This window comes from Pseudomonas sp. GW823-FHT02F05 (assembly GCF_058797315.1).
Window position 1 is genome coordinate 1 of record NZ_JBXAJM010000004.1, and the last position, 15,785, is coordinate 15,785.

The 15,785-nt window shown below is 59.6% G+C and carries 16 protein-coding genes; 5 read left to right on the plus strand and 11 right to left on the minus strand.

Annotated elements, in window-relative coordinates:
• Positions 1 to 73: 73 nt before the first annotated feature.
• From AC1RAC_RS06745 to AC1RAC_RS06765, 5 genes are all read right to left on the minus strand, one after another.
• Positions 74 to 820: a YebC/PmpR family DNA-binding transcriptional regulator gene (locus AC1RAC_RS06745; protein ID WP_105228200.1), complete on the minus strand. Its 747-nt coding sequence runs from the start codon at positions 818 to 820 to the stop codon at positions 74 to 76.
• Between the two features lie 135 nt (positions 821 to 955).
• Positions 956 to 2,731: an aspartate--tRNA ligase gene (gene aspS / locus AC1RAC_RS06750; protein ID WP_005790914.1), complete on the minus strand. Its 1,776-nt coding sequence runs from the start codon at positions 2,729 to 2,731 to the stop codon at positions 956 to 958.
• A 108-nt stretch (positions 2,732 to 2,839) separates the two neighbouring features.
• Positions 2,840 to 3,061 (minus strand): FmdB family zinc ribbon protein, encoded by a 222-nt coding sequence (locus tag AC1RAC_RS06755; RefSeq protein ID WP_003193872.1) that lies wholly within the window; start codon positions 3,059 to 3,061, stop codon positions 2,840 to 2,842.
• Positions 3,062 to 3,223: 162 nt separating this feature from the next.
• Positions 3,224 to 3,577 (minus strand): ribbon-helix-helix domain-containing protein, encoded by a 354-nt coding sequence (locus AC1RAC_RS06760; RefSeq protein WP_034128584.1) that lies wholly within the window; start codon positions 3,575 to 3,577, stop codon positions 3,224 to 3,226.
• Between the two features lie 180 nt (positions 3,578 to 3,757).
• Entirely contained in the window at positions 3,758 to 4,231 is a 474-nt protein-coding gene (locus AC1RAC_RS06765) for a Dps family protein (protein WP_003193874.1), read from the minus strand.
• Positions 4,232 to 4,658: 427 nt separating this feature from the next.
• Between AC1RAC_RS06765 and AC1RAC_RS06770 the strand changes: the two genes are divergently transcribed.
• The gene (locus AC1RAC_RS06770; RefSeq protein WP_003193875.1) at positions 4,659 to 5,261 is read left to right on the plus strand and encodes a cold-shock protein; all 603 of its coding nucleotides are present in this window, start codon (positions 4,659 to 4,661) and stop codon (positions 5,259 to 5,261) included.
• A 73-nt stretch (positions 5,262 to 5,334) separates the two neighbouring features.
• Here AC1RAC_RS06770 and AC1RAC_RS06775 read toward each other — a convergent pair whose 3' ends face one another.
• A complete protein-coding gene (locus AC1RAC_RS06775; protein ID WP_005790924.1) occupies positions 5,335 to 5,541 on the minus strand; it encodes a SlyX family protein in 207 nt (68 codons plus the stop codon).
• A gap of 3 nt (positions 5,542 to 5,544) precedes the next feature.
• A complete protein-coding gene (locus tag AC1RAC_RS06780; protein WP_054898003.1) occupies positions 5,545 to 5,970 on the minus strand; it encodes an HIT domain-containing protein in 426 nt (141 codons plus the stop codon).
• Between the two features lie 740 nt (positions 5,971 to 6,710).
• On the opposite strand from AC1RAC_RS06780, the gene AC1RAC_RS06785 reads away from it, so the two are divergent.
• Positions 6,711 to 7,991: an OprD family porin gene (locus AC1RAC_RS06785; RefSeq protein ID WP_034128586.1), complete on the plus strand. Its 1,281-nt coding sequence runs from the start codon at positions 6,711 to 6,713 to the stop codon at positions 7,989 to 7,991.
• A 182-nt stretch (positions 7,992 to 8,173) separates the two neighbouring features.
• On the opposite strand, the gene AC1RAC_RS06790 is transcribed toward AC1RAC_RS06785, so the two are convergent.
• On the minus strand, positions 8,174 to 9,016 hold the full coding sequence (locus AC1RAC_RS06790) for a mechanosensitive ion channel family protein (protein ID WP_054898004.1): 843 nt from the start codon (positions 9,014 to 9,016) through the stop codon (positions 8,174 to 8,176).
• Positions 9,017 to 9,153: 137 nt separating this feature from the next.
• Positions 9,154 to 9,639 carry a YajQ family cyclic di-GMP-binding protein gene (locus AC1RAC_RS06795; RefSeq protein ID WP_003193880.1) on the minus strand — a complete coding sequence of 162 codons (486 nt, stop codon included), beginning with the start codon at positions 9,637 to 9,639 and terminating at the stop codon, positions 9,154 to 9,156.
• A 123-nt stretch (positions 9,640 to 9,762) separates the two neighbouring features.
• Between AC1RAC_RS06795 and AC1RAC_RS06800 the strand changes: the two genes are divergently transcribed.
• Genes AC1RAC_RS06800 through AC1RAC_RS06810 form a run of 3 tightly spaced genes read left to right on the plus strand, consistent with a single transcriptional unit; the run spans position 9,763 to position 13,344 of the window.
• Complete coding sequence (locus AC1RAC_RS06800) at positions 9,763 to 10,680, plus strand: putative 2-dehydropantoate 2-reductase (RefSeq protein ID WP_200583300.1); 918 nt, start codon at positions 9,763 to 9,765, stop codon at positions 10,678 to 10,680.
• Positions 10,681 to 10,726: 46 nt separating this feature from the next.
• The gene (locus AC1RAC_RS06805) at positions 10,727 to 12,763 is read left to right on the plus strand and encodes a sensor histidine kinase (RefSeq protein WP_054918432.1); all 2,037 of its coding nucleotides are present in this window, start codon (positions 10,727 to 10,729) and stop codon (positions 12,761 to 12,763) included.
• A gap of 2 nt (positions 12,764 to 12,765) precedes the next feature.
• On the plus strand, positions 12,766 to 13,344 hold the full coding sequence (locus tag AC1RAC_RS06810) for a cob(I)yrinic acid a,c-diamide adenosyltransferase (RefSeq protein WP_032895497.1): 579 nt from the start codon (positions 12,766 to 12,768) through the stop codon (positions 13,342 to 13,344).
• A gap of 110 nt (positions 13,345 to 13,454) precedes the next feature.
• On the opposite strand, the gene AC1RAC_RS06815 is transcribed toward AC1RAC_RS06810, so the two are convergent.
• The gene (locus AC1RAC_RS06815) at positions 13,455 to 14,399 is read right to left on the minus strand and encodes a Nudix family hydrolase (RefSeq protein WP_200583299.1); all 945 of its coding nucleotides are present in this window, start codon (positions 14,397 to 14,399) and stop codon (positions 13,455 to 13,457) included.
• A gap of 143 nt (positions 14,400 to 14,542) precedes the next feature.
• Entirely contained in the window at positions 14,543 to 15,760 is a 1,218-nt protein-coding gene (gene argJ, locus AC1RAC_RS06820) for a bifunctional glutamate N-acetyltransferase/amino-acid acetyltransferase ArgJ (RefSeq protein WP_014719725.1), read from the minus strand.
• Positions 15,761 to 15,785: the final 25 nt, after the last annotated feature.

Genomic DNA, 15,785 nt, shown 5'->3' on the forward strand with positions numbered 1-15,785 from the left:
CCTCGGTGCTTCTGTCAAATCGAGGTGATGCTATCGCAGGCAAGCCAGCTCCCACAGTGGATATTCATCGTTCTTAAGCGAGCTGTTCGGCCACAGACTCAGGGATGTCGGCATTCGAATACACATTCTGCACGTCATCCAGGTCTTCAAGCATGTCCAGCAGCTTCAGCACCTTCTGGGCACCGTCCAGGTCCAGTTCGGCACTGGTAGTCGGCAGCATCACGATCTCCGCGTCGGTGCCGTTGAAACCAGCGGCTTCCAAGGCATTACGCACGGCGTAGAAGCTGGCGAACGAGGTGAACACATCGATGGAGCCGTCTTCGTTGGTCACGACGTCATCGGCATCCGCTTCCATAGCGGCTTCCATCAGCGCGTCTTCATCGGTGCCCGGTGCGAAGGTGATCTGCCCCTTGCGCTCGAACAGGTAGGCCACCGAGCCGTCCGTGCCAAGGTTGCCGCCACACTTGCTGAACGCATGGCGCACGGCTGCCGCGGTACGGTTGCGGTTGTCGGTCATGCATTCGACCATCACCGCCACACCGCCCGGGCCGTAGCCTTCATAGGTCAGCTCGACCATATCGTCGGTGTCGGCCGCACCAGCACCACGGGCCACGGCGCGGTCGATGATGTCGCGGCTCATGTTGGCGCCCAGCGCCTTGTCCAGCGCCAGGCGCAGACGCGGGTTGGAGCCCGGGTCACCGCCACCCTGACGGGCCGCGACGGTCAGTTCGCGAATCCACTTGGTGAAGATCTTGCCTTTCTTGGCATCCTGACGCTCTTTGCGGTGCTTGATGTTCGCCCACTTGGAATGGCCAGCCATAACACAACTCCGAATTCTCTAGAAACCTTATCAATCCCGCCCCAGGCGAGATTTCCCTCTTTTAAACGCAAAGGCGCATCCGAAGATGCGCCTTTTTGACTGCGTACAACCTTATCGCGCTTTCACGCTGCAGCCTTACTCAGCCTTCGGCGTCTCGCGCAGGCGGATGTGCAGCTCGCGCAGTGCCTTGGCATCAACCACACCCGGAGCCTGGGTCATGACGTCCGCAGCGCTCTGGGTTTTCGGGAAGGCGATCACTTCACGGATCGACTGGGCGCCGGTCATCAGCATCACCAGACGGTCCAGGCCGAACGCCAGGCCACCGTGCGGCGGCGCACCGTATTTCAGGGCGTCGAGCAGGAAGCCGAATTTCTCTTCCTGTTCCGCTTCGTTGATGCCCAGCAGGCGGAAGACCGCTTGTTGCATCTCTTTGCGGTGGATACGGATCGAACCGCCACCCAGTTCAGTACCGTTCAACACCATGTCGTAGGCACGGGACAGCGCGCCTGCAGGGTTGGCTTCCAGCTCTTGCGGGGAGCACTTCGGTGCGGTGAACGGGTGGTGCAAGGCGCTGAAGCTGCCGTCGTCGTTCTCTTCGAACATCGGGAAGTCCACAACCCACATCGGCGCCCATTCGCAGGTCAGCAGGTTCAGGTCGTGACCGAGCTTGATACGCAGCGCGCCCAGGGCCTCGCTGACGATCTTGGCCTTGTCGGCGCCGAAGAACACGATGTCGCCATCCACCGCACCGACGCGATCGAGGATCGTGTTCAGGTTGGCTTCAGGGATGTTTTTCACGATCGGCGATTGCAGGCCGTCGACACCGTTGGCGCGCTCGTTGACCTTGATGTACGCCAGGCCCTTGGCACCGTAGATGCCGACGAACTTGGTGTAGTCGTCGATCTGCTTGCGCGGCATGCTCGCGCCGCCAGGCACACGCAGGGCGGCGATGCGGCATTTAGGATCGTTGGCCGGGCCGCTGAACACCTTGAAGTCGACGTCCTTGAGCTGGTCGGCCACGTCCACCAGCTCCAGCGGGTTACGCAGGTCTGGCTTGTCGGAACCGTAGCGGCGCATGGCTTCTTCGAAGGTCATGTGCGGGAACTCGCCGAACTCCAGGTCCAGGACTTCCTTGAACAGGTTGCGGATCATCTGCTCGGTCAGGCCCATGATCTCTTTTTCATCGAGGAAGCTGGTCTCGATGTCGATCTGGGTGAATTCCGGCTGGCGATCGGCACGCAGGTCTTCGTCACGGAAGCACTTGGCGATCTGGTAGTAGCGGTCGAAACCAGCCACCATCAGCAGTTGCTTGAACAGCTGCGGCGATTGCGGCAAGGCGAAGAAGCTGCCGGCATGGGTACGGCTCGGTACCAGGTAGTCGCGCGCGCCTTCCGGGGTGGCCCGGGTGAGGATCGGGGTTTCGACGTCGAGGAAGCCGTTTTCATCCAGGAAGCGGCGGATGCTGGTGGTCATGCGCGAGCGCAGGCGCAGCTTCTCGGCCATTTCCGGACGACGCAGGTCCAGGAAACGGTAGCGCAGGCGAGTTTCTTCGCCCACGTCGGAGTATTCGTTGAGCGGGAACGGCGGGGTTTCCGACTCGTTCAGCACTTCCAGCTCATAGCCCAGCACTTCGATGCCGCCGGACGCCATGTTCTTGTTCACGGCACCGGCCGGACGCAGGCGTACCTTGCCGGTGATCTTCACGACGTATTCGCTGCGCACGCGGTCGGCGGCGGCGAAGCTTTCGGCGCGGTCCGGGTCGAACACTACCTGGGCCAGACCATCACGGTCACGGATATCGAGGAAGATTACCCCGCCGTGGTCGCGGCGACGGTGAACCCATCCGCAAAGGGTGATTTCCTGACCTTCCAGGGTCTCGTTCAGTTGGCCGCAATAGTGGCTGCGCATCATGGTCGTGGTTTCACTTCTCGTAATTCGAAATTCGGTGGCAGGCCCGCCTCGTCACCGCACATTAAAGCAGGGGACGGATAATGCAGGAGCCTGCGCGTAGAGTTCAACTCAGTCTGCTTTGTCGCCGCCGGCCAGGTTCTTCTTGGCACCGGTCTTGAAATCAGTCTCGTACCAGCCGCTGCCGCTCAGGCGGAAGCCCGGCATGGACAACATCTTCTTCAACTCAGGTGCCTGGCAGGCAGGGCAATCGACCAGCGGCGCGGCGCTGATCTTCTGAATGGCTTCCAACTGATGACCACAGGAAGCGCATTGATAGTCGTACATGGGCATGGAGATGTCTCGGCGATCAGATCGTTACAGCGCCACGCCCTGCCCTGTGCATAAAGCCCGGCATGCGCAGCAAAGCGCGGGATTATATCTGGTAAATCAATACAGCGCAGCCGGCTTTGTGCCCAGGACCCGGCCCGTCGGGCTGAAGGCCCGGCCATCGGACTACTGCGCGAGCGTATCCCCGGACGTGAGGGCGCCCCGACCTTTGAGGACGTGAACCACGCACACCACCCTCACCAGCCCACTGAAGTTCTTCACGCCTCCGTAACGCAAATGCACTTCCCGATCGACATAGGACAACAGCGCACTGACCGAACAGGTATTGAGCCTGGCGATTTCCGTCAGGATATTCCAATAGATCTGTTCAAGCCGCAGGCAGGTAGAAAACCCATTGAGCCTGACCGAACGGGACAGTGGCTTGGCCAGCCCCATATCAAAACCCTTGGTAAAAGGGTCGACCTTTATCTTGTGAAAACCACAGGCTTCCATCATTCCCTTACCCACTCCACGTGACATACACCTGACACTCCATTGCCAAACAGCAGCCAATGGGCTTCTCCCATTGGACGATGGCCTATAAAACAGCAGCCAGCGCAGAGCAGCCAGAAGACGGGGAGTTGTTAGTTGTAGGACAACGCCAGGAAGCGCAGGGAAACCAGCAGGCGGCGCCGAAAAGGCGCCGCCTGGGTTCGACAGTTACTGGTTTTCAAGCAGGGAGCGCAGCATCCACGCGGTTTTCTCATGAACCTGCATACGCTGGGTCAAGAGGTCCGCCGTCGGCTCATCACTGACTTTGTCGAGCAATGGGAAGATGCCTCGCGCGGTACGCGTGACTGCTTCCTGACCGGCCACCAACTGCTTGATCATCTCTTCGGCGCTCGGCACCCCCTCTTCTTCCTTGATGGAAGACAGGCGGGCGTAAATCGAATAGGCACCCGGCGCCGGGAAGCCCAGGGCACGGATACGCTCGGCGATGGAGTCCACTGCCAGCGCAAGCTCGTTGTACTGCTCTTCGAACATCAGATGCAGCGTACGAAACATGGGGCCTGTGACGTTCCAATGGAAATTGTGGGTCTTCAGATACAGAACATAGGTATCGGAGAGTAGGCGGGAAAGTCCGTCGACGATGGATTTACGGTCTTCTTCACTGATACCAATATCGATTGCCATGTGTTTCCCCTTCAATTGACGAGCATTCATTGATCAGGTGCAGTTCCACTCTAGCAAGAGAGTGCGCCACGTGCAGCCCGACACACTCGGGCTGCATGCGGCAAATCGCCCCGCACCGACTGCGGGATCTGACTTGGCAAGCCTATTTACCTGTAGGAAGGGTCTAGGCCACCACTGAAAAAATCCCGCACCTGTCTAGGACAAGCGTTTGACGCAGAAATGCCTTGGCCGTGGCAACACCCCGAAATGCTTGATTTGAGTAGGCACAGCCTTTGCTGTTAAATAGACGCGGTGTGGCTGCCGTTTATTCCTGCGGCACGTCACATAGGCTGATACCCGCGCACGTGCTCAACGCCTCCCATTGTTCAGAAGCGAACCGTGCCAGTCAGCTCTTCCTTGTGATCCGTCTTAACGTGAGTTAACCAAAATGTTGAAAATCGTCCACCTGCTAACGGGCGTTGCAGCCTTGCTGCTGTCCTTTATTCCGAGCCTGCAGCCTGAAAGCCTGCCCTACCTGGAACAACACGACGCCCTGTACCTGGCCTTGTTCGGCCTTCTTAACCTGACGCTCGCGCCGGTAATCCCTTACTGGAACAAAGGCACGCGTCATCAACTGCAAAACCTGGTCAGTGCGCTGCTGGTGCTGACTGTTGTCGTACAAACCCTCACCCTCCTGGCGCCCATGCCTGAAGTCGGGGGCCATCCGGCCATCCTGCTCAGCCTGGTGATCGCTGTGGTCGCCATCGTTCTTCACCTGGCCATCAGCTTCTACCGCTCGTCTCCAGCGGCCGCGTCGCAAAACTATGACATGACCAACCGGGATACCGGGACCGTCAAGTGGTTCAACACCTCCAAGGGCTTCGGCTTCATTTCCCGCGACTCGGGCGACGATATCTTCGTCCACTTCCGAGCCATTCGTGGCGAAGGCCATCGCGTCCTGGTCGAAGGCCAGCGCGTAGAGTTCTCGGTGATGAACCGTGACAAGGGCCTGCAAGCCGAAGATGTCATCGCTGCCCTGCCGCGTCGCTGATCCCAGCCCTCGCAGCAAAAAAAAACCGCGATCCAGCCTTGGCTGGGTCGCGGTTTTTTTATTGCTTGCGCACTCAATAGTGTGGCGGCGGCGCTTCCTCTTCGGATGACTCGAACTGCCCGCCCATTTCTTCCTGGCGCTTGAGCAATGCAGTCATTTGCAATTGCAGACGTTCGACGGCCCGCTGCTGGGTGACCAGGATGTCGTTGAGGGTCTCAATGGTGTCGTCCTGGAAGGCCAGGCGGCTTTCCAGGTCGGTGACGCGTTCTTGCAGGTCCATGGTTCAGTCCTGGGTAAAGATGAAGTCGGCAGGCAATAGCTCTCGCAATCGGCTGCGAGTCGCGGCCACCTGCTCTTCGGTGTAGGGCCGGGCCGGGTGCTTGCCCCACACCGGGGCTGGCCAGGCGGCGTCGTCGCGCTTGCGCACAATCACATGCACATGCAACTGGCTGACCACGTTACCCAGCGCGCCGATGTTCATCTTGTCGGCCGCCAGCCCGTCGTTAAGCAGCTGCGCCAGGGCCGTCGTTTCTTGCCACAAGGTTTGTTGATCTGCGACATCCAGTTGAAACACTTCGCTGATACCTTCGATGCGCGGCACCAGGATGAACCAGGGGTAATTGGCGTCATTGGACAGCAGCAGGCGACAGAGCGGGAAGTCCCCAATGGCCAAGGTATCTTGTTGCAGGCGTTGATCTAAGGCGAACACGTGGCACTCCGTTCGGCAGGTCGGTAACAGGTGCCCAGCATACCTTCGAATGCCCAAGGCTTCACGGGCAATGCTGGCGGCCTTGAGGCAACCAGGCAAAAAGATGCACCCTTTAGAGGCAACAGCCCAGGTGAGCAACGCTAGGCCGGGCCTCAACGGGATGCACCAAAATAACCCACCTGTGCCTCAAAGGGATCCGCCGATTACCCACTGATAAGGGTCAACCGGTAACGTTTTACCCAGGTACAGGATTCAGGTACCACCGAACCGGGGTAACACCCTGGCGTCAAGCCCAACCGAAATGGCGTAAAACCCCCGTGCTTATGCGGTTTTTACAGGTTCATCACACTTTTCACGAAAAAATGACATTCGGTAAGTGGTTTGAGCACGCTTGTTGCATTCACCCCCATATCGTCGGCAACGACACCCGTTTGGACACAGGAGTTTCGCGATAAAAATAGTGGCGTTTCAATGTGTATCAGGGATGCGTTCAAACTTTGAAAGAAGTCTGAAAACAGCATTGAAGTTGTCAGCCTGGATACATTTCAGGCTGTGAATTTGCGACATGGATCTAGCGATTTACGACAGCCTCGTAAAGAAGCTGAAAGGATAATTGAGTAAGTATCGTCAATAGGGTCTGCGTGAGATAACTTTGCGCCGACACAAAAAGAAAGAGCCGCCCAGATAAAAATACAGGTGGGACGGCAGTACTCTTCCTAAAACCAAAGGAGCAAATCACGATGCGCGTGATGAAGTGGAGCATGATCGCCCTGGCTGTTTCAGCAGGCACCTCGCAGTTCGCAATGGCGTCCGCCCAGGACGATTCCAAGGGCTTTGTTGAAGACAGTACGTTCAGCATCAATACTCGCGCGCTGTACTTCAGCCGTGACTTCCGTAACAACCCGTCGGGCCCAGGCTCCAAGAGCCGTGCTGAAGAAACCGGCCTGGGCTTCAATGCCCTGTACGAATCGGGCTTCACCCAAGGCACCATTGGTGTCGGTGTCGACGTGATCGGCCTGATGGGCGTCAAGCTCGACAGCGGCAAGGGCCGCGCCGGTACCGGCCTGTTCCCAACCGGTTCCGACGGTCGCTCGCAAGATGACTATTCCAAAGGCGGCGGCGCGGTGAAGTTCCGCATCTCCAACACTGTGCTGAAAGTCGGTGACCAATACACCACAGCCCCAGTGTTTGCCTCCGACGACAGCCGCCTGCTGCCAGAGCTGCCGCAAGGTATCTCCATCACCAGCAACGAAATCAAGGGCCTGAAGCTTGAAGGCGGTCACTTCACTTCCAGCGTCGCGCAGAACCAGACCTACCACGACAGCCTGGGCCTGACCAAAACCGACTTCGTCGGCGGTGTGTATGCCTTCACTCCAGAAGTCACCGGCAGCCTGTACTACGCGAAAACCGAAGATTACTTCCGCAAGTACTACAGCAACCTGAACTGGACCCACGCCCTGAGCGATGATCAGTCGTTCGCCCTGGACTTCAACATCTACGACACCAAGAGCGACGGCGCCGGCCTGCAACGCGCAGAGAAAGATGGCGTGACCAAGCTCGACAACCGCGCCTTCAGCTTGCAGGGCGCGTACACCATCGGTGCTCACACCTTCACCCTGGCAGCCCAGAAAGTCACCGGTGACGGCGACTACGGTTACGGCGTAGACGGCGGCGGCACTGTGTTCCTGGCCAACTCCATCGCCCGTTCCGACTTCAACGCCGAAGGCGAAAAGTCCTACCAGGCGCGTTATGACATCAACATGGCAACCTTCGGCATTCCGGGCCTGAGCTTCATGACCCGTTATGTAACCGGTAGCGGCGCCAATACGGGCACCACCTCGAATGGCAAAGAGTGGGAACGCGACATCGAAGCCAAGTACGTGATCCAGAGCGGCCCGGCAAAAGACCTGAGCCTGCGCCTGCGTCAAGCAACTTACCGTTCCGGTGATGGCGTGTACTACGGTTCGCCGTCGATCGACGAGCTGCGTCTGATCGCCAACTACCCGCTGAACATCTTGTAATTGCCGGTTCAATTACAACGATGACTTGAGGCTTCGGCCTTAAACAAAAAGCCGCTCCTCTGTTTAAACAGGGAGCGGCTTTTTTATTGCAGTTTTATTTCAACCAACAAAACAACTAGCAAGCTAAGTAACTAGTTTTTCAAAGCTGACCTTTCGGCCAACTTCGATAGCATCACGCCAAGTTACTTCGGCGCACTTTCCTGCATCACCCGAATAACCCGTTGCGGAAACGGAATATCAATCCCGGCCGCTTTCAAACGGTCACGCGCCAGTTCATTGAACATAAACATCACGTCCCAATAATCCGGTGTGTTGGTCCAGCAACGCAGGGAGACGGTGATGGAACTGTCGCCCAAGGTCGACACCACCGCCACGGCGGCAGGGTCCTTCAGTACACGCGGGTCTTCAGCCAAAGCCAGCAGCACTTCACGGGCCTTCTGCAGGTCCGCCTCATAGTCCACACCCACGTCAAACACAACCTTGCGGGTCGGCTGGCGGTTGGTGTTGGTGATAAGGCCGTTGGACAGGCTGCCGTTGGGAATGATCACCGTCTTGTTGTCGCCGGTGCGCAGCACCGTGTGGAAGATCTGGATGCTGTCGACGGTACCCGAGGTACCCTGGGCTTCGATCCAGTCACCGATACGGAACGGGCGGAACAACAGAATCAACACGCCGCCGGCAAAGTTCGCCAGGCTGCCTTGCAAGGCCAGGCCGATTGCCAGGGTAGCGGCACCGATCGCCGCAACGAACGAGGTGGTGGCCACACCAATCATCGAGGCCACGTTGACCACCAGCATGACTTTGAGCGCGATGTTAGCAAGGCTGGTGATGAAGTGTTGCAGTGCCAAGTCAGCGTTACGCATGGCCAGCAGACGGCCCACGCGGTGAGTCAAGACGTTGATCAGCCACCAGCCGATGGCCAGGGTGACCAACGCCAGCAATACGCGGCTGCCATATTCCATGATCATGGGGAGCCAAGACTGGGAGGTCTTGATCAGGTGATCCATTTCAGCGTTCAAATCCATCTACTTTCTCCTGTTGTGCGGCGATAAGGCTGTATTGACTGCCTGAAAACGCAATTGAGCCCCGAAGGGCTCAATTGTAGGCAATGATGCTTGGGGCGTGGGACGTCAAAAGTGCCCACAGGTTCCCCAAAGTGCCATCAGTCGCGGAAGTTATTGAACTGCAGCGGCATGTCAAATGTCTTGGCGCGCAGGGCCGCGATGGCCTCTTGCAGGTCGTCACGCTTCTTGCCGGTGACACGAACCTGCTCGCCCTGGATGGCGGCCTGGACCTTGAGCTTGGCGTCCTTGATGTGCGCCACGATCTTCTTGGCCAGCTCTTTGTCGATGCCTTCCTTGAGCACGGCTTCCTGCTTCATCAGTTTGCCTGAGGCGTAGGCGTCCTTGACTTCCAGGCACTGCACGTCGATCTTGCGCTTGACCAGGGCCAGCTTGAGGATCTCGATCATCGCTTCCAGCTGGAAATCGGCTTCAGCGGTCAGGTTGACGGTCAGTTCCTTTTCCTTGAATTCGAAGCTGCCCTTGCCTTTCAAGTCATAGCGACGGTCCAGTTCCTTGACGGCGTTCTCGACGGCGTTGGTGACTTCGTGTTTGTCCAGTTCAGATACCACGTCGAACGAAGGCATGTGATTTCTCCAATATAAGGGGCGGGCTCAGTAGAGATGGAGCGCGCCCGAGCTAAAATGCCGGGGCATTATAGCGGTTCTTTCGCGCCGTTCACCGCTGGCGACCTTATGGAGTACACACTGATGTCGACCCCGTGGCATATTCTTGGCGCCGGCAGCCTGGGCACCCTCTGGGCCACGCGGCTGGCACGTGCGGGGGTGCCCGTCAGGCTGATTCTGCGCAATGAGGCGCGCCTGGCCGACTATCGAGCCGGCCAAGGGCTGACCCTGGTCGAGCAGGGTGTGGAACAGACTTACCCGGTAGTCGGTGAAACGCCTGACAGCCCGGAGCCGATTCATCGCCTGCTGGTCGCGTGCAAAGCCTACGATGCTCAAAGCGCTATCGCCCAGTTGCACCCTAGACTTGCGCCCGACGCCGAACTGATCCTGCTGCAAAACGGCCTTGGCAGCCAGGACGCAGTGGCTGCACAAGTGCCGTTGGCCCGTTGCATCTATGCCTCAAGTACCGAAGGCGCGTTTCGCGAAGGCGACTGGCGGGTGGTATTTGCCGGCCATGGTTACACCTGGCTGGGGGATGCGAGCCACCCCACGCCACCGCTGTGGCTGAACGACCTGCAAGCGGCCAGCATTCCCCACGATTGGGCCAGTGATATCCTCACACGCCTGTGGCGCAAGCTGGCGCTCAATTGCGCCATCAACCCGCTGACCGTGCTTTACCAGTGCCGCAACGGCGGTTTGCAAGCCCACGCGTGTGAAGTGGCAACCTTGTGCGCTGAATTGGCCGAGCTGCTGGAATGCTGCGGCCAGCCTGCTGCCGCACAGGACCTGCACAGCGAAGTGCAGCGGGTGATCCAGGCCACGGCGGCCAATTACTCGTCCATGCACCAGGACGTGGCCAACCACCGACGTACCGAGATCAGCTACCTGCTGGGCTATGCCTGCCAGGCGGCGGCACGCCATCAATTGGTGTTGCCGCACCTGCAACAGTTGCAAGCGCGCCTGGTCGAATATCTGCGCGCACGCGGATTGGCCAGCGACTGAGGCACGCGCTACCCTGCCTACCTGTCTATCACCTGGGAAACCCCTGATGCCATTGCGCCAGCGTCTTGAAAATCTACCGGTAGGGCAGAAACTGCTGGCGGCCCTGCTGGTGTTGTTGACCACCGTATTGCTGGTGGCCAACCTGACGTTTATCAGCGCCGCCTACTGGATCTCCCAGGAAAGCATGGCCCCCCAGGCCTTGCAGTCCATTGGTCGACTGGTGTCCAACCCCGCGCTTGCCGCCGAGGCTCTTGAGTCTCCGACCAAGGCCGAGGCGCTGCTCAATGAGCTGACCAGCTATTCACCGTTGCGCGCCGCCGCTTTGTACGATGGCGAAGGCAACCGCCTGGCGCAGATGCAGCACGGCGACCGCCTGCACCTGCCGGACCACTACCGGCATATCGAAGCGTGGCGCCTCACTGAGTTTCGCAGTAACCAGGTCATCACCCTGCCCCGTGGTACTCAGCCTTCGGGGCATTTGTTGCTGGTGGCCAGCAGTGAGCTGCCGGTGGCGTTCTATACCGGCACGCTGACCGCCAGCCTGGGCATCCTGATTTTCAGTGTGTTGTTGTGGCTGGTCATCGCCCGGCAGATCAAACGCCTGATCACACGGCCGATTCATGAACTTGAAGAACTGTCCCGCCAGGTGACCCGCGAGGAGAACTACGCTTTACGCGCCGGGCGTGGCAACCGTGATGAAATCGGCAGCCTGGCCGAAGCGTTCAACACCATGTTGTCGCGCATTGAAGCCCGCGAGCAGCAGCTCAAACGCGCACGCGACGACTCCCAGGCTGCGTATGACCAGGCTCAGGGCCTGGCCGAAGAAACCCGGCATACCAACCGCAAGCTGGAACTGGAAGTCCAGGTTCGCAGCAAGATCGAGAAAAAGCTCACGGGCTTCCAGAACTACCTGAACAGCATCATCGACTCGATGCCCTCGGCGCTGATCGCCCTGGATGAACAACTCTACGTTACCCAGTGGAACCAGGAAGCCACCGCCCTATCCGGCACTCGCCTGGACGAAGCCCTAAACCAGCCGGTTTTCCTGGCCTTCCAGCCGCTCAAGCCGTACCTGCCACAGATCAAGGCCACCGTGGAGCAACACACGGTGGAGCGGATTGAGCGGGTCACCTGGATCAAGGACGACGAGCCCAAGCATTACGCGCTGACGTTCTACCCGTTGATGGGCGGCGCCGGGCGCGGAGTGGTAATCCGAATCGACGACATCACCCAGCGCCTGTCCCTGGAAGAAATGATGGTGCAATCGGAAAAAATGCTCTCCGTGGGCGGCCTGGCTGCAGGTATGGCCCATGAGATCAACAATCCGCTGGGCGCAATCCTGCATAACGTGCAGAACATTCGCCGGCGCCTGTCCCCCGAGCTGCCCAAGAACCTGGAACTTGCCGAACAGGTGGGCATCGAGCTGGAGACGGTCAACCGATACCTGCAAGGCCGCGAAGTCCCGCAATTGCTCGACGGCATTCAGCAGGCCGGGGCGCGTGCCGCGAAAATCGTTACCCACATGCTCAGTTTCAGCCGCCGCAGCAATCGCCAGATGGCGCCCTGCGATTTGCCGGCGCTGATCGACCAGGCCGTGGAAATCGCTGGCAACGACTTTGATCTGACCATTGGTTTCGACTTCAAGGGTCAGGCGATCATCCGCCAGTTCGATCCGCAACTGGGCCCGGTACCCGGCACCGCCAACGAGCTGGAACAAGTGCTGCTCAACCTGTTGAAGAACGCCGCCCAGGCCATTCACCTGCGTGAAGACGACAGCGAACCTGGGCGCATTATCCTGCGCACCCGTCTGAACCCGCCGTGGGCAGAAATCCAGGTAGAAGACAACGGCATAGGCATGAGCGAAAACGTGCGCAAGCGCACGTTCGAACCCTTCTTTACCACCAAGGAAATCGGCCAGGGCACCGGGCTAGGCCTGTCGGTGTCGTACTTCATCATCACCAACAACCACAAGGGCCAGATGGAGGTGCATTCCACCCTGGGCCAGGGCACCTGCTTTACCTTGCGCCTGCCTTTGGCCGGCAGCCAATTGCCCCCCACTGAACTTACCCAACTGGAGCACTGACCATGGGCTTTCGCCTGTCGAAGATCTACACCCGTACCGGCGACAAAGGCGAGACCGGCCTCGGCGACGGCCGCCGCGTGCCCAAGGACCATCCACGCGTGGAAGCGATTGGCGAGGTGGATACCCTGAACAGCCAACTGGGCCTGCTGCTGGCCAACCTTGAAGAACAAAGCGGCAAGCACCCGGCGTTGAAGGACGTGATTGAAGTGCTCACGCCTTGCCAGCACCGTCTGTTTGACTTGGGCGGTGAACTGGCGATGCCGGTATACAAGGCGCTGAATGCGGCGGAAGTGGATCGGCTGGAAGCAGCGATTGATCGCTGGAACGAGGAAGTCGGGCCGCTTGAGAATTTCATCCTGCCCGGCGGCTCAGCCTTGATTGCCCAGGCCCATGTGTGCCGCAGCCTGGCGCGCAGCGCCGAGCGCCGCTGTCAGCACTTGAATGCGGTGGAGCCACTGGAGGGTGTGGGGTTGGCGTACATCAATCGGTTGTCGGATTTGCTGTTTGTGGCGGCCAGGGTGATTGCCAAGCGCCAAGGCGTTGCGGAAGTGTTGTGGCAGGCGGCGGCCAAGCCACACTGACCTGATCGTTCCCACGCTCTGCGTGGGAATGTATCAAGGGACGCTCCGCGTCCAAAACATGACGCAGAGCGTCACAGGAGGCATTCCCACGCAGAGCGTGGGAATGATCATCACACCTGCGGCCAGAACGCTCGAATACCTGCCACACCTTGCGCACCAGCCTCCCAGGCCTGCTCCCGCTGCGCCGGCCCAACCCCGCCCAACAGAAACACCGGCTTGCTGAACCCGGCGATCAACTGCTGCGCCTGCTCCCACCCCAACGGCAGGGCATCCGGATGGGTCTGGGTCGGCTGGACGGGCGACAGGGTGACGAAATCCACGTCCATGATTTCTGCCAGGGCCAGCTCTTCCGCGTTGTGGCACGAAGCCGCCAGCCAACGGTCTTTGGGCAGTGGGCGGCCCTTACTGGCGTATTTGCGCAACTGCGCCGAGGTCATGTGCCAGCCGGCAGCTGGGAAATCCCCCAGCCACTCGAACGGCCCCTTGAGCATCAATTGCGCCTTGCCGGCACACAGGCCCACCGCATCTACCGCCAGGTCACGGTATTTGGGGTCATAGCCGTTGGGCGCACGCAGTTGAACCAGCTTGATGCCACCAGCAATAGCCTTTTGGATACCGCGCAACAGCGTCGGGGTCTCCAGCTCGCCAGGGGTGATCAGGTACTCGGCGGGCAAGCGTGCCGCGGCGACAATCGGCGCATTCGCCGCCGGAAATTCATAGTTGACCAGGTCCCGCGGTGCCACCCACGCCAACGGCTGCCCTTCAGCGCCATGGGGCTCGCCGGTAAAAGCCGAGACTTCCCAGACATCCAGCAATACCTGCTTGTCCGGATAGTCATGTTGCACCTTGATCAGCGGCCGCGCCGTGGTGACCTGGATGCCCAGCTCTTCCTGCAATTCACGGGACAAAGCCGTGGCAACCGACTCATCAGCCTCCACCTTGCCGCCGGGAAACTCCCAGAGCCCGCCTTGATGCTGAGTATCGGCACGGCGCGCCAGCAGGATCCTGCCATCGACACCGCGGATCACCGCTGCTGCTACATGCACTCGTTTCACGCCACTGCTTCCTCTCGTCGTAGCCCTTTGTAGGAGCGAGCTTGCTCGCGAAGAACGTCAACGATAACGCGTGCATCCAGGATAACCGCGATGGCATTGAGTTTTTCGCGAGCAAGCTCGCTCCTACAGGGGGAGGGTCATTTTCAGGTACGGTATTCCGCGTTGATCTTCACGTACTCGTGGGACAGGTCGGTGGTCCAGATGGTTTCGCTGCAGTCACCACGACCCAGTTCGATACGGATGGTGATTTCTTCCTGCTGCATCACCGCCGAGCCCTGGGCTTCGGTGTAGGTTTCGGCGCGGGCGCCACGGCTGGCGATGCACACGTCACCCAGGAACACGTCGATCTTGCTCACGTCCAAGTCCGGCACGCCAGCACGGCCGACAGCCGCGAGGATACGGCCCCAGTTCGGGTCCGAAGCAAACAGCGCGGTCTTGATCAGCGGCGAGTGCGCCACGGTGTAGCCCACATCCAGGCATTCCTGATGGTTGCCGCCACCGTTGACTTCAACCGTGACGAACTTGGTCGCGCCCTCGCCGTCACGCACGATGGCCTGGGCCACGTCCATGCACACTTCAAACACTGCCTGTTTCAACGCCGCGAACAATGGACCTTCGGTGGAAGTGATTTCCGGCAGGTTGGCCTGGCCGGTGGCGATCAGCATGCAGCAGTCGTTGGTGGAGGTGTCACCGTCGATGGTGATGCGGTTGAACGACTTGTTGGCGCCGTCCAGCATCAGGCGTTGCAGCACATCACGGGAAACTTTGGCGTCGGTGGCGATATAGCCGAGCATGGTGGCCATGTTCGGGCGGATCATGCCTGCGCCTTTGCTGATACCGGTGACGGTGATGGTCACGCCCTCATACACGAACTGGCGGCTCGCGCCTTTGGGCAAGGTGTCGGTGGTCATGATGCCAGTGGCCGCAGCCGCCCAGTTATCCACAGACAGATCATCGAGCGCGGCTTGCAGGGCGCCTTCGATTTTTTCCACCGGCAGCGGCTCACCGATCACACCGGTGGAGTAAGGCAGCACCTGGCTGGCGTCCACGCCGGTCAGTTGCGCCAGCTTGGCGCAGGTGCGCGCCGCCGCGACAAGGCCCGGCTCGCCGGTGCCGGCGTTGGCATTGCCGGTATTGGTCAGCAGGTAGCGAATCGACCCAGCCACCCGTTGCTTGGCCAGAATCACCGGCGCAGCGCAGAAGGCATTGAGGGTGAACACGCCCGCCACGGTCGAGCCTTCCGCACAACGCATCACCACCACATCCTTGCGCCCCGGGCGCTTGATGCCCGCCGAAGCGATACCGAGTTCAAAACCGGCAACCGGGTGCAACGTGGGCAAAGGACCAAGACCAACAGCCATGAATGCGCTCCTCAAAAATAGGTGA